The organism is Prochlorococcus marinus str. MIT 9211, assembly GCF_000018585.1.
GTDB classification, from domain to species: Bacteria; Cyanobacteriota; Cyanobacteriia; order PCC-6307; family Cyanobiaceae; genus Prochlorococcus_D; species Prochlorococcus_D marinus_B.
On sequence record NC_009976.1, the window covers coordinates 481375 to 502080 of the forward strand.

The following is a 20706-nucleotide window of genomic DNA, read 5'->3' on the forward strand; positions in this document are numbered from 1 at the left end:
ATCTTCATTCCAAGTTATTAGTATATAGGAAGTGACTATATTGGGTTATTAAATTCATCCAAATGCTATGGAGTTGAATTGTTAAAAAAGAAAGCGTCTAACCCTCAGCAGATTAGTCATGTCCTTAATCAGGCTATGGCTCAACGCTTCTTTGCGTTTTGGGATTTTTGGGGGCCGGTAATTATTACCTTCACTCTTTACTTGGGTATTCGTAATTACCTTGCTGAAGCTAGGTATATCCCTTCAGGATCAATGCTTCCAACTCTGGAGATTAATGACCGTCTTGTGATAGAAAAGCTAACTTTTCGAAGAAGACCTCCTAAGAGAGGTGAAATAGTGGTTTTCAATTCCCCTTTTTCTTTTGATCAAAAATTAATATCAGAACGATCTACGCAACTTCCTTCAACCCTTAAGTGCACTTTACTAAGCTTGCCTTTAATAAATTTAATTCCTGGTCTTGGAGATCCAGCATGTGATGCTTATATCAAAAGGGTCGTGGCAGTTGCTGGTGATGAAGTTTTTGTCGGATTCCAAGGCGAACTCTTTGTTAATAGTCAGTTAGTTAATGAACCTTATGTAGAAAGGTTCTGCACACTATCAGCGAACAATCTTGGTAATTGCAAATCTTTAAGAGCTAAAGTTCCTGAAGGTCATGTTTTTGTCTTAGGAGACAATCGTAGAAATAGTTGGGACGGAAGATTCTGGCCTGGCAGTCAATTTTTACCACATAAAGAAATCATAGGTAGAGCTACCTGGAGATTCTGGCCAATTAATCGAATAGGAGGTCTTCGCTAATCAAGCCGCAATCCTCAACTGCGCCAATAATTTCTTTCCCTTCCCAAGGTTGATTAGATGGATAAGGAATTTCTTCTTTTGGGAAAGTTTTTATCCAGCGCTTTTTAGGATCAAAAAGCAGCCATCGATTACTCTCCAACTTTAGTTCTTCTGGTGGAAAGTTCAGTATTTTTGAAGGGCCAAAACTTAGTGCTTCCCATAATTGCTCAACTGTCCAATTACGCTTTTCTACTAGTTCTTTCCATAGAGAGGGAAGTACTAGATCATGGCCACATATGCCAGGCGATCTTTGGTCTGTAGGCTTTTTAATTTCTGCCTGCTCTAAAGGAATTGCATGAACGGCTACGCCAGTAATGATGCGTTTCTGCAGTCCCTCAATGAGTTTATTTCGATCTTTTGCTCCCCCAAGTGAGGGACATATTCGAAGACCTTGTCCTGAAAGTTCAATTTGTGATGTGTCTGCTAGAAGGTGCCACCAAGATACGCTTGCCATGGGCTTTATAGGACTGTTGGAAAGTATTGATACTCCTTTGGCTGTTGATAAATTCATTAGCCTTAGATTTATCTCTGGGTGTTGCTCTTGCAATTCAAGTAACACCTTGATAGGGATTGTTTCACTTGCAAATGGATCTGGAACAAACCCTGCTCTCAACGTTTCTACACCTTCTCTTAAAATGCCATTCCCTTGAATACCTTTATCTCTTGGTGCAAATAGAACAGGAGCATGACCCATTTGACCAAGCAAAAAACCTTTTTGCATTATTTCGCTTGAAAGTATTGAGTCATCTTCAGCTAAGCCAATGGCCCCAAAATCAATAAGATCTTTATGTGGTGAGAGGTCTTTGCCATACCCTTCCAAGCTAAAACTTCCCCATAAATGTATTAATACATTTTCATTGGGATTAGAAAAACCTTGTAGTCGTTCAGGCCGATCCCTCCATGAAAGACCTCTTGGAAGAATGGCTATTTGCCCATAGCCAGCCAATGATGCTTTATGTCTCAGGCTGACTAATGTTTCACTGAATCCATTGAGTGGATCTTGAAGAATAGAATGTGGGTCTACGAGGCATGGCGCAAAAATTTTATTTCGGGCCTGGACTTGTTTAAATCCATGCTTTCTTGCTATATCACGGGCATTCTCTCCAAAGGCTTTTATTCTCTTGTCGATTACGAGAACGGCACCCTCAGATAGCCTCTCTTGCTCCTTTGATAGGATTTTGACTGGATCTAATAAGTAAGTGTTTGTCATGTTATTAGAGTGCTCCTTGAGCTGTATCGTCAATCACCCCTCCTAGATGAGAGGTAATATTGAGGCATGTGACTACCGGGAGTTGACTAGGATCGGTAGGAATATCTACTACTGTAATGCCACCATTGCCTTGTTTAATCATCCAGATGTTCTTGGGCGTTAAGCCTAACAAGTGGCAGAGAATAGTTTTGTTAACTGCATCATGAGCTACAACTAGTGCTGTTTCATTTTGACTGAGGGTTTCACTTATTTGTTCCCAACAATTTGTCGCACGAGTCCACACTTCTTGAATGTTTTCTCCATTTGGCATCTGAACAGTTTCAGGAGAAGTTTTCCATTTATCAAGCAATTTCCCCCAAGTTTCTCTTATTTCGGTTTCGAGTTTCCCTTCCCATTGACCATGTCCTATCTCTACTAGCCCTCTGAGGCACTCTATTCGTAAGTTTGGGTGATTATTTAGGATGATCTTTGCTGTTTCAAAGGGCCTAGACATTGAACTACTAAAGGCTTTGTTGAAAGAAACTTTGCGTAGGAAATTGCTTGCAGCCATTGCTTGCTCTTTACCATTTTCATTTAATGGAATATCGATTTGTCCTTGAAACCTACCTTCTTTATTCCAATTGGTTTCACCATGTCTTACAAGGATAAGTCGAGCCCCAGAGGATTTCTTAGGTAATGGGGGATCTAAATGAGCCGTACTATTGAGGCTTTCTATTTGAACTTCTTTCGTTTGATTTGAGCAAGAATTTAACTTGATAACCGATATAGAAGCATTGTCTAACCTGATTCGCCGGAAACCATTTTGAGGCTTATTTAATAAACTCAGTACGATGCATCTAAGGATTGCATTATGAGCAACGATCAAGATGTTCTCGTCACTATCTAAACTATGATGCGCTAATAATCTCCCTAGAAACTTATCTGCTTGATGCATTAATTCTTCTATAGGATTGTATTCAGAACCGTTTTCGCGTTTAAGAACAAGTTTATTAGGACTTTTTTTCCAAGTAAAATATTCATCTGGAAATTGAGATTGTACTTCCTCATTTGTTAGTCCACTCCATGAGGCCAAGTCCACTTCTAATAGGTCTTGGTCGTAGATTGGTTTGATTTTTTTGCTGTTGTATCTAAGTAATTCTTTTGTTGTTTCAGCAGCTCTTTTCAGTGGAGAACTATATACAGTTTGGATTGGTATTGCAGAGAGTGCCTGTCCCGCTCTTTGAGCTTGGGCAACTCCTTGATCTGTAAGTGTTGAAAGATCATTGCGACCTTGTATTCGATTTTGTAGGTTAAAACTACTTAATCCATGTCTAATCAGCAGCAGGCGCAAAGTCATTGGCAGAGGTTCTTTACGAACTCATCTTATGAATACTCTGCCAGCCTAATCTTGATTGAGGAATGAGAATTGGTTTTTCCTCATTTTGTTTCCAGTGAGTAAAGACTCTATGCGACAACAAGGCACCCCTCAATGGAAAGTTTTATTGGCTGTTTTCTCAGTCTTGTTAACAGCTTTTATTTGGCAAAAAGGCCTTGAGGAAAGTTTTGATAGGCCCTCTGTTGCACCAATGCTTTCTCTTAAGCAACATGAGATGGCTCTTTTGGCATCTCCTGCTATGCCAAAGCCGTTAAGACCAATATTCGTGGGCTCTAACCCAGAAAAAGAACTTGAGGAAATCATTCGTGAGATTCCTCCTGAAAATAGGAAGGAACGTGAAAACCTGCTGCTTACTTTAGTGGACCAATCAGATGAGAAAAGTAACTCGCTTAATGAAATTGCTTTCACGGAGAGTAATTGGAATTTAGCTAAAGAGATTTTGCTAGAGAGTCGCAATAAAAATAGAAATATTAAGGCAATCACTAATGAACTTGAATTCTTAAAGGAAGACCCTCTGATGTATAGGCTGTCTTGCTTGGCGATTGCTAGTAGTCGAGAAGTCTGTGTTGAGGAAACGGTTTCTCAAAGAATGGCTTTCAGATTAGTAGCCAGTCAATTATTACCTTCCTTGGCAACTTTTTTTGGTATTGGGCTGTGTCTTCGTCAAGGTTGGTTGTTTTACCGTAGGGAGAGCTCATCATGGCCTGAAAATTTTTCTTTGCCATTATCTGCAATCGATATGGTGCTTCTGGTAGCAGGTGGTTTTGTTGTTCTTGGGGAAGTTATTACTCCTTTATTTGCTATACCTGCTAGTCAACTACTTACAGAAAGCATCCATAGTCCAACAAAAGAATCATTGACTGTTTTTGTTGGATATAGTGCAATGACTCTCCCATCATTAGTTATTTTTAGACAGCAACTAAGAATGCTCAAAGGGATGGAACCTCCTATAAGGGGGTGGATGCAGTGGGGCATCAAGCCGGTTAATAAGGGTGTAATGCAGGCATTACAGGGATGGTTAATGGTGATGCCATTTGTACTGTTGACAAGTTGGCTGGTTGGCTTCTTTCTAGAGGACCCTGGAGGAAGTAATCCTTTACTTGAGATGGTTTTAAGTAGTAAGAACTATTGGGCATTGTCAATTCTCTTTCTTACTACTGTTGTATTAGCACCCTTGTTTGAGGAATTTATTTTTAGAGGAGCGCTTTTACCAGTTTTAGTTAAAAGTCAAGGACGAGCATTTGGAGTGATTCTAAGCGCTTTGGTTTTTGCATTAGCTCACCTCAGTATTGGAGAGTTGCCTCCATTGCTTGTTCTAGGGATTGGTCTTGCTCTCCTAAGGATAAGTACAGGGCGACTTTTCCCCTGTGTGATTATGCATTCTTTATGGAATGGAGTTACCTTCGCAAGCCTATTACTATTAGGCGGGTAGCTTCTTGGACTGGTTCTTTATATTGGACCTTGCAGGGACTGCCAGGGGATGGTTGACTATGCTAGTTGTTGATTTTACGTGGTTGTAGAGATTAGGCAAACCCTTATCTAAAGTCAAAATCAATTGCTTCAGTAAAACCCTCAAAAAGGGCTTGATCCTTATGAAAGGTCCGTTCTCTCCTCATAAAATTTCACGAAGATATCCAATACTTGCTGGTTTTCATAGAGGAATTGATGGAGGCCTTGTAGGAGTATTACTTTGCACAGCCTTAATGTCTGCATTAGCATTACACTCTCAATACCTTTGGACAATCTCCTTTTCTAGATTAGAACATACTCGCGAATTAACTTATAAATTAGAGGAGTCAATTGCCAATTTAGAGCGTTATCTTTTACATAGTATTGTCTTGCCAAAAATCATGGTTAAGACTACGTCAGCTGATCTTATTTACCTAGATGCTCCTCGTGCCGATAGTCGTTCTAATACTAATATCTCAACAAGCGATAATTACTATAACCTTTCCCATTATCCAATTACTCATGGCTATTGAGATTAGTGCCTAACAACAGACTTCAAAGAGGTATAAGGCGTAAGAAGTTGCGTATCTCCTCATTGTCTCCGATACCTGCTTATAGGCTGAAGTTGACATTCACTATTCTTTGCTTAGCTCTTTTGGGTTTAATAGGGAGGTTGGCTTGGCTTCAATTATTTGAAGGGCCTTACTTAGAGGCTCGAGCTCGAGATTTCCAGACTAGGAAAGTGGAACCTTTAGGCGGAAGACGTTCAATAGTTGATAGGAAGGGCCGATTAATTGCTCTTGATGAAAAGAGATTCAGATTATATGCCCATCCTAGGCAATTTAAGTTTTCTGGAGATCTACAAGGAGTTTCTCGAACACCATTTGAGGTTGCAAAAAAACTTTCTGCCCCTCTATCTTTATCTACTTATCAATTGGTAGATATCTTAGGTAATGAGAGGTCGGGCGTTAAGCTTGCTGAGAATATATCTACTGAGACTGCTTCGGAAATTAGGCGACTTCGCATTAATGGCTTAGATCTTGAGCCTTATCTACAGCGTGTTTATCCCCAAAATGACCTATTTGCAAATGTAGTAGGCTTCTTAGATTACGATCGAAATCCTCAGGCTGGATTAGAATTAAGTTTAAACAAGAGACTGTCTCGTAGGGAAAAAACACGTAAACTTCGATATGGTAGAGATGGCACCCCTCTCCCCAATGATATAGAACCGGGTGTATTTTTTGAAGATGATTTACGCTTAGAACTTACCATTGATGCCAGACTCCAGGAGGTCGCTCTGAATGCTATTAAAGATCAATTAGATGAATGGAGAGCTGAGAAAGCTGTTGCTATTGTTATGAATGTCGACAATGGAGAGCTTATAGCACTGGCATCAGCTCCTACATATAATCCTAATAAGTATTGGGAATATTCTTCGGCTTTGTATAAGGAGTGGTCTGTTCAAGAGTTGTTTGAGCCTGGGTCTACCTTTAAACCGATCAACCTTGCGTTAGCTCTTCAAGAAGGTGTAATTAACCCTGATGGAATTGTTTATGACTCTGGAAGTGTAAATGTTGGGGGTTGGTCTTTAGGTAATTGGAATAATAAGCCGAATGGAGTGATTAACTATGCCAAGGTCCTTCAGGTTTCAAGTAATGTTGGAATGGTTAAGATCATGCAAAAACTTAATCGATCGACTCATTGGGAATGGCTTCAAAAATTAGGAGTAGACCAAAGACCAGCCACTGATTTGTTAGGCGCAATTGGTGGTCAATTGAAGAGCAAAGAATTATTTGTTGATCAACCTATTCACCAAGCAGTGGCCTCTTTTGGACAAGGGTTTTCGATAACCCCATTAAAATTAGCTCAATTGCATGCCCTTATTGCTAATGGAGGTCGACTAGTAACTCCCCACATCACAAAAGGTTTTAATGGATCCGTGCTTCCATTAACAAAAAAAATATCTGAAAAATCTAACCATCAATTGTTACGCCCTGAAGTTACTGAGATAGTTCTTCGCTGGATGGAGTCAGCTGTAAATAGTTATGGAAAAAATAGTGTTAAAACAGATAACTATCGGATAGGTGGTAAGACAGGTACTGCTGATCAAGCAAAAGATGGAATTTATAACTCTAAAATCTGTAGCTTTGTAGCAATCTTGCCTATAGAGAACCCTCGATTTGTTGTAGTTGTTGCGATTGATGGGCCTAAAAAGCCTTATGCATATGGTTCAACTGTGGCCATGCCAGTGGCAAAGAAAATTATCGAGAGTTTAATTGTTCTTGAGAAAATCCCACCAAACACTTCTAAGAATATAATTTCTTCGATAGATTAGTTTTTAGAAGAAGAATGGTTTTATAGACCAAATATAAGGGTGAAATAACCGAGGAACATAGCTAGCTTGATATGTATAGATTTTCAAAGGGCTGGTAAGCATCATGTCATCGCTACTTGAACAGCTTTCTTCAATGACGATCGTTGTTGCAGACACTGGTGATTTAGAGGCTATAAGGACTTTTAAGCCCAGAGATGCGACTACTAATCCCTCACTAATTCTTGCAGCCGCTCAAGTTCCTGGCTATCAAAAGTTAATTGATGAGGCACTTAAATCTTCTAGAGAAGAGATCGGAATTAGAGGCTCTTTTCAAGAAGTAGTTAAAGAAGCGCTGGACCAGATTTGTGTTGTTTTTGGCAAAGAAATACTTAAAAATATTCCAGGTAGGGTCTCAACTGAGGTTGATGCTCGTCTTAGCTTTGATACTCAAGCAACAGTTGAAAAAGCTCGTAAACTAATCAGGCTTTATAACAAAGCTGGAATAAAAAATGACAGGGTTTTGATAAAGATTGCCTCTACTTGGGAGGGTATTAAGGCTGCTGAGGTCCTGGAACGTGAAGGAATTCACTGTAACCTCACTTTGCTATTTAATTTCTGTCAAGCGGCTGCATGCGCAGAAGCAGGAGTTACCCTTATCTCTCCATTCGTAGGACGCATACTCGATTGGTATAAAGCAAATACGGGGATAGCCAATTATCCAGGCCCTGAAGATCCAGGAGTAATTTCGGTTACTAAGATATTTAATTATTTCAAATCTAATAATTATAAAACTGAAGTTATGGGTGCCAGCTTTAGAAATATTGAAGAGATTGTTGAATTGGCTGGATGCGATTTGCTTACAATTTCACCAAAATTGCTTGATCAGTTAAGCAATACAAATGTTCCACTTGAAAAGAAGCTTGACTCTTTGAATCCTAAGCCTGTTGGGCAAAAGATTGACATTGACCATGAAAAATTCGAGTCAATGATGAATTCTGATTCTATGGCATTTGAGAAGTTAGATGAAGGGATTAAAAAATTCAGCAAGGCAATTGATGACTTGGAGATTAGGCTGCTTGAAAGGATTGCCATCCTTGAAGAAGGTAAGTCTTTTGCCTTGAGTGGCAACGCTATAAGTTCTTAACAGATTAATCAATAAAGAACATAGTTTTTCTTTTTGGGAATAAAGCAATCAAAGAAATGAACTATAGCCATCTTCTCTCTTAAAGATAAAAAAATACCAACACATTTCCTATTAGCTTAATATAAAATAGAACTATCTTTCAAATCGACAAGTAATTATAGATTCATCTATTGTTAGACTACTTCTTAAAAAGTAATCTTTTGATTACACGTTGTGCAATATCTCCATAACTCATTTTCCCAGAGAGTATTTGGGCAATTCTTTCTGGCGCAGTAGGTCTTTTAATTCCTAACTGATAACCAACTTTTGGAAATCTATAAAAGATTTGTGAAATCCTCCTCCCCCAGGCCATTGAATTTCCCCAAGTAACTTTCATTGAGTTTGTGTAATCACTTAAGTCTTTAACATTTCCTTCTAGCCAAAGATTTAAAGAAAATGCTGCTTTGTATCCACTAATTAATGCTGGACGTAGACCTTCCGCTAGAAAAGGATCGCAAAGCGAAGCTGCGTCTCCAACTGCGACAATCCCATCTTTATGGAGATTGCAATGACCATTCCAAACTCTTAAGGAAGAGTTTTGTCTAATGCCTTCTTTGGGGTCAAATCCAAGACTTGGAAGTAACTTTTCAAGAATTTCTTCGATGTTAATTGAGCTTCCCCCAATGAAGGTTCCAACTCCAACATTTACGTTGCCTTTAAGAGGAAATGCCCAAGCAAATCCATGATGCACCAAACCAAATTCAAACCTAGAAGTCCCTTCTTCTAATAATCCTCTCCCCTCAAGACGTACAGAAGTCGTAGAAGCATGGTGAAGATTCTTAGGCCCTATTCCAAAAAGCTTTGGCCAAGGAGATTGCGATCCATCAGCAAGTATTACCGCTCGAGATTTTAATTTCTTGTTCTCTTTTGAACTAATTACCCAATAACCTTCCTCTTTATATAATTTCGAAACTTCAAAAGGCTTTAATAATTCAGCTCCTTGATTAATAGCTTGCTCAACTAAAAAAAGATCCAGATTTTCTCTTCTTACAATCCAAAAAGGAGCTGAGCCAGGCAGGTTTGCAATTACTTTGTCTGATAGACACCAGCTAAACTCTACTTTTTTTATAACCTCTTCAATAATTGGTTCTAGGCTAAATGGAAATAGCTCTTGAACTGAAGCTGCTATTCCACCTCCACAGGGCTTTAATTTAGGTAAAAGATCTTTCTCAACAATAGTTACTTTTTTATTAGCATTAGCCAAGTGAAAAGCTGCGGAAGATCCTGCAGCTCCCGATCCAATAATGACAACATCTCTTATAGTCAAACCTTGAGGATTTCTTGTTCCTTATCAGAAAGATTTTTTTCTATTTCAGTTATAAACCTATCCGTTAGTTTTTGAACATTGTCTTGTTCGTCTCTACTTTGGTCTTCTGAGATCTCACTTTCTTTCTCTGACTTCTTAATTCTTTCAATTGCATCTCTACGAATATTGCGAAGAGCTACTTTCCCCTCTTCAGCATATTTAGAAGCTAATTTACAAAATTCTTTTCGTCTCTCTTCTGTAAGAGGTGGAATATTTATACGAATGATTTTTCCATCATTATTTGGTGTAAATCCAAGATCACTCATTGCTATTGACTTTTCAATTAGCACTAACGAACTCAAGTCAAATGGCTGAATAGAGATTGTTTGCGAATCTGGAGTAGAGATTGTAGCTAGAGATTTCAATGGAGTATCTGCTCCATAATATTCGACGGTTAATCGATCAAGTAGAGAGGTATTGGCTCTCCCAGTTCTGATTGTGTTGAAATTACGTTGTGCGGCTTCTACCGATTTACGCATGTTCTGTTCGAGTTCTTTTGTAATCATTGAACTTAGATAAGCTATGAGTTGTAACTTAGAAAACAATAAAAAGTTAGCGTGAATTTGTTATAAGGGAACCAATTTCTTCGCCAGCGACTGCTTTGTTTATATTTTCTGCTTCAAAAAGATTAAATACAACTATAGGTATTTTGTTGTCTTTGCATAGTGCAATAGCTGTACTATCCATAACCGCTATTTCTCGAGTTAAAACTTCTTGGAAAGTTAATTCTTTATATTTAATAGCATCTGGGAATTTCTTTGGATCACGATCATAAACACCATCAACTTTTGTGGCCTTAAATATTACGTCAGCATTAATCTCAGCTGCTCTTAATGCGGCTGTTGTGTCTGTCGTGAAGAAAGGATTACCACAACCACCACCAAAAACGACTACTCTTCCTTTCTCAAGGTGTCTAATAGCTCGCCTACGAATATAGGGTTCGGCTATTTGTTGCATTTCAATAGCGGTTTGAACTCTTGTTTCTACTCCCGCTCTCTCTAGACCATCTTGAAGTGTTATTGCATTCATAACTGTTGCAAGCATGCCAACATAATCAGCAGTGGCTCTGTCCATTCCAGCCGCTGAACCTTTAAGCCCTCTAAAGATATTCCCTCCTCCTACAACAATGGCCAATTGAGTTCCACTTTCAACTACTTTGGAGACGTCTTTTGCTATGGAAGTAACTATTTCTGGGTCAATTCCATATGGTTTTTCACCCATAAGTGCCTCCCCACTGATTTTTATAAGAGCGCGTGAGTAAGCCATTCTTGGTGAATATATAGATGACAGTAGCAAGGTTCCTTGAACATCTTTACCTCTGTATGGGTTTGCTGGTCAGATCTTTAACCCTACGTTTTAATTAGGTAAACATTTTTTGTTTTGGAAGCTTCAGCTTGTGATAGCACAATAATGGCAAGACTTACTATCTCTGCCATTGAAAGGAGTACTAAGGATCATGCTTGCTGGAAAGAGCCTTCTATTCACAAGGCAATACTTGTAAGCGGATTGTCAGTGTTGATAGCTTCTATAAAACTTCTAGAAAAAGATTTAACTGCTCTTGATGACTCTGTTTAGAACTCAATGCCTTTCTGAGCTTTAATTCCTTGTTCTTTGAAGGGATGATGCAATAGACTCATCTCGGTAACTAAGTCTGCATTGCTAATTAATTCTTGGTGTGCATTCCTGCCAGTCAAAACAACGTGAGTTAACAATGGCCTTTCTTTTAGTCCATCTAAAACTCTATTCAAAGATATATATCCCAATTTTATTGCGATATTGATTTCATCAAGAATTACAAGTTTATATTCTTTATTCTTTAAATATATTAGTGCTGTTTCCCAAGCTTTTGAGACAAGTTCTTTATCTCTACTTCTATCTTGAGTCTCCCAGGTGAAACCTTCCCCAAGAGCATGCCATTTTAATAAGTCTCCAAAAATTCTTAATGCTTTTGCTTCTCCAGGTTCCCAACCACCTTTGATGAATTGAACAATAGCTACTCGCTCATTATGACCTAGTGTTCTGATCGCCATCCCTAAAGCAGCAGTGGTCTTTCCTTTCCCATGACCTGTAAAAACAATAACCAAACCTTTTTCTAAACTCCTTTTCTGAACTCTTTTGCCTTGTACTTCTTTTCGCTTCTTCATTTTATTCTTGTATAGATCTTCTTTAATATCGGGCTCAAGAAAACCTCCCATACCTATCTCAATGGACTTTTTATCAAGATCCTTCAGTATATTTTCTTTGTTATTTTGATTGCTAATCATAAAAAGATGAATTGCGACTAGATTAGATTATTTCAGTCTAGAAGGTTTGAATTTGAGTTTCTCTATATATATTTAATTAGTTATGCTTGCCAGTGCAGCATCTACAGCCTTTTGTTGGTCTCTTCGAGTAATCCAATGATGATAAGTACGCGTATGAATTGCTACTGAATGTCCCATCATTCTGGCTGAAACTGTGTCAGGAAGACCAAGATGTATTGTGCGAATTGCCCAGGCATGTCTTAAATCATATGGAGTAAGAGGGAGGTTATATCTGCGAAATTGTTCAGAGACTCTTTTCCCTACTTGTTGTAGGGTTGTTTGGGAGAGGTCTGTTTCAATTTTGGGAAGAGTATTTGAATTTTCTCCTAGTTGATTTAAATCAAATAGGTTTATCCATTGAGGCGGAAATGGCCAAACCTGATGTTCTCCAGTCTTTGTATTAGGAAATACTCTTAATATTTTATCGCCATCATTTTTGAGGCAAGAAATATCACAAAAAAACACTTCATGATTTCTTAGGCCATATGTGGCCATTAACCCAAAAACTAATTTCCACTCAGGGTTGGGAATTAATTGATAAGCTTCCTCAATTTGTGCATCACTTGGTAATTTCCTAAATTGTGCTTTATGCAATCCATATCCATATGATTTCTTTCTCCAATTGTCTGGGAGTTTGATTTTTAAGTAATTGGCGAGAGCATTAAGTGCTGTCCCGCACTGCTGCCTGCTACGACTGTTGGCTGAATAACTTGTAAGAGTTTCAAGGAAAAGCTCTTTATTTAGACTGCAATTGTTGCTAATAGCTTTTTCTTGGAGCCTTCTCAGGTATGGCTTATAAGCTGCATTCCAATTGCTTCTTTTACTTGCCTTTGAAGCGATAGTTTCATTGATATCAAAGAATTCTAATTTAAACTGTTCAATTATTTCTTCTATAGCAACTTTGTTTTTGGGTTGGAATTTTCGAGGGCTTTTCTTAGACCATCTCTCCCAATTAAATTGCTCATGTTCTATTTGTAAGTTAATTAGTTGAAGTAACTTCTCGGCTTGTTGCAAACCTTTTTGGTTGGATGGTAGACCTAGGCTAATCCTTTGGACTTTAAATTCTTTTGGAGATTCTTGACATGGTAGGGGGCCTCTAAGTGAGAGCCGACTTCCTCTTTGCTCAATCCTTAGCTTTGTCCCCGAAGAGGCTAGGTTTTGGTTTATTTTGACTAGATCTTTATTTAAGTTCATTAGTTTCATTGTTTACACTTACCTTGACGTCATAAAGGGCTAGGCTCAAGGCCTTACTAGAAGTTTTTTAATGACTCGAGTAGGCATTCTTTTGATGAACCTAGGTGGACCTGAGCGCATTAAAGATGTCGGCCCTTTTTTGTACAATCTTTTTTCTGATCCTGAGATAATTAGGATCCCAATTCCTTTTTTTCAAAAACCCTTAGCTTGGTTAATAAGTACTCTTAGAAGTTCTAGATCTCAACAGGCCTATCAATCAATTGGAGGTGGATCTCCTTTAAGAAGAATTACCGAACAGCAAGCAAGAGAATTGCAGAGTGAGCTAAGGCAAAGAGGTGTCAATGCTACAAGCTATGTGGCTATGAGGTATTGGCACCCTTTTACTGAATCAGCAGTATCAGATATAAAGGCAGATGGAATAAATCAAGTTGTAGTACTTCCTCTTTACCCTCAGTTCTCTATAAGTACAAGTGGCTCAAGCTTTAGAGAGCTTCGCCGATTAAGAGAAGCAGACCCTCAGTTCAGGAAATTACCTATTAGGTGTATTCGTAGTTGGTTTAACAATGAAGGTTATATAGCTTCTATGGCGAAGTTAATCGAAGATGAGATTTTGTTATGTAATGACCCAGAGAATGCACATATATTTTTCACAGCTCATGGAGTCCCCAAGAGTTATGTAGAAGAGGCAGGAGATCCCTATAAAGATGAAATTGAGGATTGTTCAATTTTAATAATCGATCAATTAGAAAAAGCTTTAGGCTATATCAACCCTTATACGCTTTCTTATCAGAGTCGAGTTGGTCCAGAAGAATGGCTACAGCCTTATACGGAGGATGTCTTAGCAGAACTTGGGGAGTCTGGAACTAAGGAATTAGTAGTAGTTCCAATAAGCTTTGTTAGTGAACATATTGAGACTTTGCAGGAAATTGATATTGAGTACAAAGAGATTGCTAAGGAACATGGTATAGATAATTTCCGGAGGGTTCGTGCATTAGATACTTACCCAATGTTTATTAAGGGACTCGCTGATTTGGTTACTTCGTGTTTGGAAGGCCCAGAAATAAGTCTTGATGAAGCCTCTAAATTACCTGATCGAGTAAAGCTATATCCACAAGAAAAATGGCAATGGGGTTGGAATAATAGTGCTGAAGTATGGAATGGCAGAGTCGCAATGTTTGTTTTTATTATATGTTTGTTGGAATTAGTTATTGGTAATGGTCCACTCCACTATCTAGGCTTGCTCTAGCAAGGGGTCTTTTTTTATTGAATATTATTAATGCCTGAACATAAAGAGCAAACTGATATAAGCGTTGGGTTTTGCATTTTATCTTTATACTCTCTAGGCACTAGGCAAAGAATGCATTAGCCGTATAACATTTATCTAAATAACTAGCATTTACCGTGACCCTGACTTCTTCACCTGTCAATCTGGGTGATTCAGAAAATCAGGAAAATTCTCAGATTTTAGGGGCCGATGCCCTTATGGACTCTCTTCGCCTTCATGGAGTAAGTACTATTTTTGGGTATCCAGGTGGGGCGATACTTCCTATATATGACTCCGTGTACAAGGCTGAGAAGCAAGGTTGGTTAAAACATATTCTTGTTAGGCATGAACAAGGTGCAGCACATGCGGCTGATGGCTATGCGCGTTCAACAGGCAGTGTTGGGGTTTGTTTCGGGACTTCTGGACCAGGCGCGACCAATTTAGTTACTGGTATAGCTACTGCACAGATGGACTCCGTTCCAATAGTTGTGATTACTGGTCAAGTCCCAAGACCTGCTATAGGAACTGATGCTTTTCAAGAGACAGATATTTTCGGGATTACCCTTCCAATTGTTAAACATTCTTGGGTTGTTAGAGATCCTTCAGAGATTGCATCGGTTGTAGCGCAGGCTTTTTTTATTGCTGCTTCAGGAAGGCCAGGACCTGTTCTTATAGATATTCCCAAAGATGTTGGGCAAGAGCTTTTTAATTATCAACCTGTTCAGCCTGGTTCTCTCATCCCACCAGGTTTCCAACTTCCCAAGGAACCTGATTCATTGTCTATTGCGAAAGCTTTAAAACTAATTGAAGACTCTCAGCGCCCTCTTGTTTATGCAGGGGGAGGGGTTATCTCTGCAGGGGCCCATAATAGTTTGTCTGAATTAGCCAAGCGACACCATTTACCTGTTACTACAACGTTAATGGGAAAAGGTGCCTTTGATGAGCGTGACTCTCTTTCGGTAGGGATGCTTGGAATGCATGGTACGGCATATGCAAATTTTGCAGTAACCGAATGTGATTTGTTAATAGCGATAGGAGCACGTTTTGATGACAGAGTGACTGGAAAGCTTGATACTTTTGCGCCAAGAGCAAAAATAATTCACTTTGAAGTTGACCCTGCAGAAGTTAATAAAAATAGGACTGCAGATGTTGCTCTAATAGGAGATCTTGGGATAAGTCTTAAGCAGTTATTAGAGCTTAGTTTGCGAAAGAAAGTACAGCCGAATACCTCCCAATGGCTTGGTTTAATAGATAAATGGAAGAAGCAATACCCTCTTGTTGTCCCTCCTGCTGAGGGAATGATATACCCTCAAGAAGTTTTACTAGCAGTAAGAGATATAGTTCCCGAGGCTTATATAACAACTGATGTTGGCCAGCATCAAATGTGGGCAGCACAGTATTTAAGAAATGGACCTCGTCAATGGATTAGTAGTGCTGGTTTGGGCACTATGGGTTTTGGGGTGCCTGCTGCTGTTGGAGTGCAGACAGCTCTGCCAAATGAAAAAGTTGTTTGCATAGCTGGGGATGCAAGCATACTCATGAATATTCAGGAATTGGGAACTATCTCTCAATACAAGCTCAATACGAAAATCATCATTATTAATAATCATTGGCAAGGAATGGTTAGGCAATGGCAGCAAAGTTTTTATGAAGAGCGTTATTCTGCAACGAATATGCTCAATGGCGAGCCAGATTTTGTTGGACTGGCAAATGCTTTTGGGATCAAGGGAATCCTTATTAAAAATAGAAATGAATTTGTTGACCAGCTTAAAGAGGCCTTATTAGAACCTGGTCCAATACTCATAGATGTAAATGTTCGTCGAGATGAGAATTGTTATCCTATGGTCCCTCCAGGGAAAAGCAATGCTCAGATGGTAGGGTTGCCTGCCCATCCAGAGTTAGCTATTAATCCAAATCGAAAATGTCCATCTTGTGGTTTTACCTCATCGAGTAAAAACAAATTTTGCCCTGAATGTGGTTCTTCAATTTAAACAAAAGCTTTGTTGCATTTATAAGTTCAACCTTGTTAATATTTTTTGGTTTTTCTTTGCAGGGGGTATCAGCAGAAGTATTCCAGATTAGCAACTCTTCCACGCTTCAAATAGGAGATCAGAATCGTATTTATAAGGTAGAGATCGCATGTTTAGATGTTGATCGTGAAAATGAAGATTTGGCTGTAAGTTGGTTGAAATCACAACTCCCAAGACATTCAAGAGTTAATCTGAAACCAATGGGTTATAAAGATGGTTCTTTATTAGCTAAAGTTATAAAATTAAATTCTAATAATGATATAGGAACTTTAATGCAAGATGAAGGAATTGCAAAAGTTAGATGTCCTAAATAACTTTTACCGATAAGTTAGTAATTGTTCTATTGGCTTCTTTCCTAAGATGAAATTGAGCTCCATTGGTTTGATCTTAGATTATCTCTTCTCCAAGAGTTGAATAGATTAGGCTCAGAGAATGTACAGTTTTTATTTAGGCTGATATGATTTTCTATTAAGCCAGATAGTAGCAGTTGGTGCTTGGCTAGTAAGCGAATATCCAGAAAGAATTTATTGGTTAAAACATCAGGTTTAATAATCCCTAGTGAATGCATTTTCCCTATATCAATAGTATAGCCTTTATTGATTTTTTTAAAGCTTTCAATAATTAGTCTTATTACTTTTAAGTCAACTTGATAATTGATTCCTGATATTGCTGGTCCTAATGCAGCTAATAATCTCTCAGGAGTGCATCCTACAGACTCTAACTTTAAGACAGTATTTTTGATAATGTTTTTAGAGAGACCTTTCCATCCTGCATGTGTTGCTGCTACATGACCTGTCTTTATATCAGCAAAAAGTAATGGGATACAATCTGCTGTAGATACCCATAAAGCTTGATTTTGAGAATCGCTGATAATGCTGTCAGCAAATACAATGTTAGATTTCGATGTTTCTGATGCACTTATAACTTTGTTTCCATGAACTTGCTTGATAAAGTGCACACTAGAGGATTTATTTATGAACTTGGATAACGAATTAGGGGTACAATCTTTAGATTCCTTTGTAAAAAAACCATGTTGAAAGCCATAATTATTTAGTAGGCTAGCTTGTATTAAACTTCCATTATTTATATATACCTGAATCCAATCTTTTGAATAGCTTGCTTCTTCTTTGATTTTCAAGAATTGGTTTTAAAAAGTTATATAAATGCTAGCTTTAATTCTCGCCCAAATCTCTCAGCATCCAGAAGCCTGAAAATTTTTGCTCATTAGGTGAGGTTTGAATAGAAATAAATTGCAATCCATTAGCATTCTCTCTGGAATTTGAAAGCTCTTTTTTTGCATTATCTGCAGAAGCTTGTGGCATGTCCGTAACAAGCCATCTGTCTTCCTGGCCTGCTTCTAGGATTAGTTGGTTTTTTTCTACAATAAGTTTTACTGGTTCAAGCCCGCTAAGCCAAGCAGAAAGAGCGAATGCTCTGTTTTTGCTAAATAGTCTTAGGCCTGGTATCGAAATATTTTCTTCAATAGAGGGCGCTATGGGTAAAAGTCCTTGAAATTCAATTGGCCATTCTCTTGCTTCTCTCAAGCTACGAACTTCAAGAGAGGCAAAGCTTAAAGCATCTCCTCTTATTGCTTCAGGCAATGGAGTTGGTTGATTCAGTATTCGTGCTGGGGGAGGAGCAATAGGACCATTTAGGTAGCCGGATTGAAGTGGATAAACTTCTTTTTCTCTGTGGGCTAACCAATCTAAAAGTGAGTATGTTCGTCTGCTTTCTTTTACTTCTAGCCCTAAACTTTCTGCTGCTTTTTTAATCATGGTTTTCATAGGTGCGCGCCAGCAGCGAACAATTTTGGGTTTTCCCCAGCCTTGGGATTGAGCATCTTTCAAAGCCTCTTTTAATGCTTTTGAAAGCCAAATCGAATTGACTTCATTCGCGGGACATTTTTTCTCCCAGCGAAATGGTTCTTTTCCTGAAAGATTTTCAGTGCTGGATATTAATAACTCCCATCTTTTTTTTCCATCTGCCTCAATTACAGGGCGAGAGTAAAAATCAAGCTCCCAATCGGCTTGATTGGTTTGTTCAGCATTTTTGACGGTCATTCTTCAGTACTCTCTTCTTTCTTCTTAAGTATTCCTCTAACTTTTTTGGCACGGTCTTCTGCTTCTAATAAAACTTTTGCTTTCTCTACGAGTATTTCTCCTGGGGGACCTTCGAGAAGAGCTGTATTTAGTCCAATTCTTCCTCTTTTAGGATCAAGATCAGTAATCAAAGCTTTTATTGATTCTCCTTGGCTAAAAACTTCTCTTAGTGATCTAATGCTTCCATTTGTAATCATTGATTGATGTAAAAGACCACTGACCCCACCCAAATCGACAAAAAAGCCATAAGGCTTAATGGCTAGAATTTCACCTGCAACTATTTGACCTATCTCTAACTCCGCAAACCTTGCAGCAGTAGCTGCTTTTTTTTCTGACAAAATTAGTTTTCGACTGTCTGGGTTTACCTCTATAAATGCTACGCAAAGTTTTTTACCAACAAGTGACTCGTGATTTTCAGTTTGTTCAAGTTGAGAACGGGGAATAAAGCCTCGTAGGCCCTCTAGATCACATGTGACCCCGCCTCTATTGAAACCATTTATTGTTACTTCTACTGTTTTTCCATCCTTCTCTAATTGCATTACTGTTTCCCAACTTTTCCTCAATACGAGGGCTCTACAGCTGATCGTTACCATGCCATCAGCATTTTGTTCTCTAGTAACAAGTACTTCTACTTCAAGGCCTTTAGGGAAGCGCTCTTTAAGATTAGTAATAACGCCTAGACCACATTCATTTTTTGGCATAAAGCCTGGAGCTTTGCCGCCTATATCGACATAAACCCCATCACTTTCAATACCTATTACGCATCCCTTGGCTATTTCTCCGGTAGATCCGATAGGTTCGTTTTCGTTAAGCGCTTCTAGGAATGCTTCTTCATCAAAATCAAAATCGTCAAGGATTCTTTCCATCGAATCTGCTTGATTAAAACCTGGCGATTTAATTGTTTCTTCTTTTAGAAGGTCTTCCATGGAGACCCCCTCTTGAACATCAAGGTTTAAGTCATTTGTATAAGTTTTGTTATCAGATTTTGGTGGTCTACTTGGGGGGTAAGCATTCTCTATGCTTTCTTTTGCATCGTTTTTTTGGTCGGCTGACTTTTTTTCTTTAAGAGCATTTTTTTCTTCTTTACGTAGACGCTCTTGCTCTTTTTTACGGCTGATATGCATTACCTGCAGTGGCTTGCGCGGCAGATCGCTTGCCTTCCCGAATGGGTTGGGTCTATTGGGTTGAGTGCTTTCTGATCCAGCCATAGGACCCTGGGGGGGTTGTCAATTAGTCATTCTTGCAGGCAACGTTAAGTTATTTCTTCGCATTGAGGTGATTTCAATTAATTCTGATTCCCGACATTTTGATTATTTAAGCTCTCCGGAGGCTTCTGAAGCGGCCGCAAAGGACGGCTCTACTTTGGTTTGGCCATTTGGTGCATGTGAGCAACATGGACCGCATTTGCCGCTTGTTACAGATGCACTGTTTGCTGAAGAAATTTTGACTGAAGTGTTAGATCAAATGCCTAAGGAAACTCCTATTTGGATGCTCCCAGTCCAAAAAATTGGATTTTCACCTGAGCATCTAGGGTTTCCTGGAACTTTATCTATTTCAGCTGATTTGATGCTTCAACTTGTTAGTGAGATAGGTAGGCAGTTGGCAGATTTAGGGATTAAAAGACTAGTTTTGTTTAATGCGCATGGTGGACAGATAGGACTATTGCAGGCAGTCGCCAGGCAATTAAGGGCTGAATGCCCTTCTATGGCTGTTTTGCCATGCTTTTTGTGGAGTGGCATTGAATCTTTGAAAGATTTAATCCCTCATAGAGAAGTTGAAGAGGGCCTTCATGCTGCTTTAGCTGAAACAAGTCTCATGCTTTCTATAAAGCCAGAATTGGTTGGGATTCAAAGACCTTTTGATGGGGATGAAAATTTTCCCAAAAATAATATTTCTATTCCAGAGGGATGGAGCTTGGAAGGTGCTGCACCATGTGCCTGGCTGACAAAAGATCTAAGTATTACAGGAGTAATAGGGGATAGTAGAGGGGCTAATCCTGACCTTGGAGATAGATTGAAAAATGCTTTAGTGGAGCACTGGACTAGTCTTTTTATCAACTTGATGAATAGTAATTGGCCTTCGCTAGGTGCCTAAAAAAATTCAAATACCAATAAGGACTGAAAATATGCTGCCCATTTTTTGATT

20 protein-coding genes are annotated in these 20706 nt (G+C 38.8%); 10 read left to right on the top strand and 10 right to left on the bottom strand.

Annotated features, from left to right (window positions below; all coding sequences use genetic code 11):
- Positions 1–135: 135 nt before the first annotated feature.
- Complete coding sequence (gene lepB, locus P9211_RS02585; RefSeq protein ID WP_049750890.1) at positions 136–795, top strand: signal peptidase I; 660 nt, start codon at positions 136–138, stop codon at positions 793–795.
- On the opposite strand, the gene P9211_RS02590 is transcribed toward lepB, so the two are convergent.
- Together P9211_RS02590 and P9211_RS02595 are read right to left on the bottom strand one after the other, a co-directional pair.
- Positions 770–2044 (bottom strand): dihydroorotase, encoded by a 1275-nt coding sequence (locus tag P9211_RS02590; RefSeq protein WP_012195070.1) that lies wholly within the window; start codon positions 2042–2044, stop codon positions 770–772. The genes lepB and P9211_RS02590 overlap by 26 nt on opposite strands.
- Positions 2045–2048: 4 nt before the next feature.
- Positions 2049–3380: a histidine phosphatase family protein gene (locus P9211_RS02595; RefSeq protein WP_012195071.1), complete on the bottom strand. Its 1332-nt coding sequence runs from the start codon at positions 3378–3380 to the stop codon at positions 2049–2051.
- 94 nt (positions 3381–3474) lie between these two features.
- Between P9211_RS02595 and P9211_RS02600 the strand changes: the two genes are divergently transcribed.
- The 4 genes from P9211_RS02600 (at position 3475) to P9211_RS02615 (ending at position 8326) form a co-directional block, all read left to right on the top strand.
- On the top strand, positions 3475–4851 hold the full coding sequence (locus P9211_RS02600) for a CPBP family intramembrane glutamic endopeptidase (RefSeq protein ID WP_225866213.1): 1377 nt from the start codon (positions 3475–3477) through the stop codon (positions 4849–4851).
- A 160-nt stretch (positions 4852–5011) separates the two neighbouring features.
- The gene (locus P9211_RS02605) at positions 5012–5401 is read left to right on the top strand and encodes a hypothetical protein (protein ID WP_012195073.1); all 390 of its coding nucleotides are present in this window, start codon (positions 5012–5014) and stop codon (positions 5399–5401) included.
- Between the two features lie 5 nt (positions 5402–5406).
- A complete protein-coding gene (locus tag P9211_RS02610; RefSeq protein ID WP_012195074.1) occupies positions 5407–7203 on the top strand; it encodes a peptidoglycan D,D-transpeptidase FtsI family protein in 1797 nt (598 codons plus the stop codon).
- A gap of 103 nt (positions 7204–7306) precedes the next feature.
- Positions 7307–8326, top strand: a complete 1020-nt coding sequence (locus tag P9211_RS02615; protein WP_012195075.1) for a transaldolase — start codon at positions 7307–7309, stop codon at positions 8324–8326.
- 178 nt (positions 8327–8504) lie between these two features.
- On the opposite strand, the gene P9211_RS02620 is transcribed toward P9211_RS02615, so the two are convergent.
- Genes P9211_RS02620 through pyrH form a run of 3 tightly spaced genes read right to left on the bottom strand, consistent with a single transcriptional unit; the run spans position 8505 to position 10937 of the window.
- A complete protein-coding gene (locus P9211_RS02620) occupies positions 8505–9632 on the bottom strand; it encodes an NAD(P)/FAD-dependent oxidoreductase (RefSeq protein ID WP_012195076.1) in 1128 nt (375 codons plus the stop codon).
- On the bottom strand, positions 9629–10177 hold the full coding sequence (gene frr / locus P9211_RS02625) for a ribosome recycling factor (protein ID WP_012195077.1): 549 nt from the start codon (positions 10175–10177) through the stop codon (positions 9629–9631). Before frr ends, P9211_RS02620 begins: the two co-directional genes overlap by 4 nt.
- Positions 10178–10223: 46 nt before the next feature.
- Positions 10224–10937 carry a UMP kinase gene (pyrH, locus tag P9211_RS02630; protein WP_012195078.1) on the bottom strand — a complete coding sequence of 238 codons (714 nt, stop codon included), beginning with the start codon at positions 10935–10937 and terminating at the stop codon, positions 10224–10226.
- A gap of 144 nt (positions 10938–11081) precedes the next feature.
- Here pyrH and P9211_RS09680 point away from each other — a divergent pair, with 144 nt between their 5' ends.
- Positions 11082–11246, top strand: coding sequence for a hypothetical protein (locus P9211_RS09680; protein ID WP_012195079.1), 165 nt, complete (start codon positions 11082–11084; stop codon positions 11244–11246).
- Here the strand turns inward: P9211_RS09680 and cobO are convergent.
- Positions 11243–11935: a cob(I)yrinic acid a,c-diamide adenosyltransferase gene (gene cobO / locus P9211_RS02640; protein ID WP_012195080.1), complete on the bottom strand. Its 693-nt coding sequence runs from the start codon at positions 11933–11935 to the stop codon at positions 11243–11245. The two genes, P9211_RS09680 and cobO, sit on opposite strands and share 4 nt — an antisense overlap.
- A gap of 72 nt (positions 11936–12007) precedes the next feature.
- Positions 12008–13168 (bottom strand): site-specific integrase, encoded by a 1161-nt coding sequence (locus tag P9211_RS02645; RefSeq protein WP_041391435.1) that lies wholly within the window; start codon positions 13166–13168, stop codon positions 12008–12010.
- 70 nt (positions 13169–13238) lie between these two features.
- Between P9211_RS02645 and hemH the strand changes: the two genes are divergently transcribed.
- From hemH to P9211_RS02660, 3 genes are all read left to right on the top strand, one after another.
- Positions 13239–14414, top strand: coding sequence for a ferrochelatase (gene hemH, locus P9211_RS02650; protein ID WP_012195082.1), 1176 nt, complete (start codon positions 13239–13241; stop codon positions 14412–14414).
- A 155-nt stretch (positions 14415–14569) separates the two neighbouring features.
- Complete coding sequence (gene ilvB / locus P9211_RS02655) at positions 14570–16423, top strand: biosynthetic-type acetolactate synthase large subunit (protein ID WP_012195083.1); 1854 nt, start codon at positions 14570–14572, stop codon at positions 16421–16423.
- The gene (locus tag P9211_RS02660; RefSeq protein ID WP_012195084.1) at positions 16405–16776 is read left to right on the top strand and encodes a hypothetical protein; all 372 of its coding nucleotides are present in this window, start codon (positions 16405–16407) and stop codon (positions 16774–16776) included. The genes ilvB and P9211_RS02660 overlap by 19 nt, the downstream gene beginning before the upstream one ends.
- A 41-nt stretch (positions 16777–16817) precedes the next feature.
- Here P9211_RS02660 and pgeF read toward each other — a convergent pair whose 3' ends face one another.
- The 3 genes from pgeF to P9211_RS02675 are packed head-to-tail and all read right to left on the bottom strand — an operon-like array spanning position 16818 to position 19769.
- Positions 16818–17600, bottom strand: a complete 783-nt coding sequence (gene pgeF / locus P9211_RS02665) for a peptidoglycan editing factor PgeF (protein ID WP_012195085.1) — start codon at positions 17598–17600, stop codon at positions 16818–16820.
- Positions 17601–17634: 34 nt separating this feature from the next.
- Positions 17635–18522 (bottom strand): Tab2/Atab2 family RNA-binding protein, encoded by an 888-nt coding sequence (locus P9211_RS02670; RefSeq protein ID WP_012195086.1) that lies wholly within the window; start codon positions 18520–18522, stop codon positions 17635–17637.
- Positions 18519–19769, bottom strand: coding sequence for a S1 RNA-binding domain-containing protein (locus P9211_RS02675; protein WP_012195087.1), 1251 nt, complete (start codon positions 19767–19769; stop codon positions 18519–18521). Before P9211_RS02675 ends, P9211_RS02670 begins: the two co-directional genes overlap by 4 nt.
- 61 nt (positions 19770–19830) lie before the next feature.
- Here P9211_RS02675 and P9211_RS02680 point away from each other — a divergent pair, with 61 nt between their 5' ends.
- Positions 19831–20655 carry a creatininase family protein gene (locus tag P9211_RS02680; protein WP_143703368.1) on the top strand — a complete coding sequence of 275 codons (825 nt, stop codon included), beginning with the start codon at positions 19831–19833 and terminating at the stop codon, positions 20653–20655.
- The last annotated feature ends 51 nt before the right edge of the window (positions 20656–20706 follow it).

What these genes read in the sequence shown, in the direction of transcription:
- lepB (WP_049750890.1), top strand. Translation starts at nt 136, where the DNA reads ATGGCTCAACGCTTCTTTGCGTTTTGGGATTTTTGGGGGCCGGTAATT.
- P9211_RS02590 (WP_012195070.1), bottom strand. Translation starts at nt 2,044, where the DNA reads ATGACAAACACTTACTTATTAGATCCAGTCAAAATCCTATCAAAGGAG.
- P9211_RS02595 (WP_012195071.1), bottom strand. Translation starts at nt 3,380, where the DNA reads ATGACTTTGCGCCTGCTGCTGATTAGACATGGATTAAGTAGTTTTAAC.
- P9211_RS02605 (WP_012195073.1), top strand. Translation starts at nt 5,012, where the DNA reads ATGAAAGGTCCGTTCTCTCCTCATAAAATTTCACGAAGATATCCAATA.
- P9211_RS02615 (WP_012195075.1), top strand. Translation starts at nt 7,307, where the DNA reads ATGTCATCGCTACTTGAACAGCTTTCTTCAATGACGATCGTTGTTGCA.
- frr (WP_012195077.1), bottom strand. Translation starts at nt 10,177, where the DNA reads ATGATTACAAAAGAACTCGAACAGAACATGCGTAAATCGGTAGAAGCC.
- pyrH (WP_012195078.1), bottom strand. Translation starts at nt 10,937, where the DNA reads ATGGCTTACTCACGCGCTCTTATAAAAATCAGTGGGGAGGCACTTATG.
- P9211_RS09680 (WP_012195079.1), top strand. Translation starts at nt 11,082, where the DNA reads ATGGCAAGACTTACTATCTCTGCCATTGAAAGGAGTACTAAGGATCAT.
- cobO (WP_012195080.1), bottom strand. Translation starts at nt 11,935, where the DNA reads ATGATTAGCAATCAAAATAACAAAGAAAATATACTGAAGGATCTTGAT.
- P9211_RS02645 (WP_041391435.1), bottom strand. Translation starts at nt 13,168, where the DNA reads ATGAACTTAAATAAAGATCTAGTCAAAATAAACCAAAACCTAGCCTCT.
- hemH (WP_012195082.1), top strand. Translation starts at nt 13,239, where the DNA reads ATGACTCGAGTAGGCATTCTTTTGATGAACCTAGGTGGACCTGAGCGC.
- P9211_RS02660 (WP_012195084.1), top strand. Translation starts at nt 16,405, where the DNA reads ATGTGGTTCTTCAATTTAAACAAAAGCTTTGTTGCATTTATAAGTTCA.
- P9211_RS02670 (WP_012195086.1), bottom strand. Translation starts at nt 18,522, where the DNA reads ATGACCGTCAAAAATGCTGAACAAACCAATCAAGCCGATTGGGAGCTT.
- P9211_RS02675 (WP_012195087.1), bottom strand. Translation starts at nt 19,769, where the DNA reads ATGGCTGGATCAGAAAGCACTCAACCCAATAGACCCAACCCATTCGGG.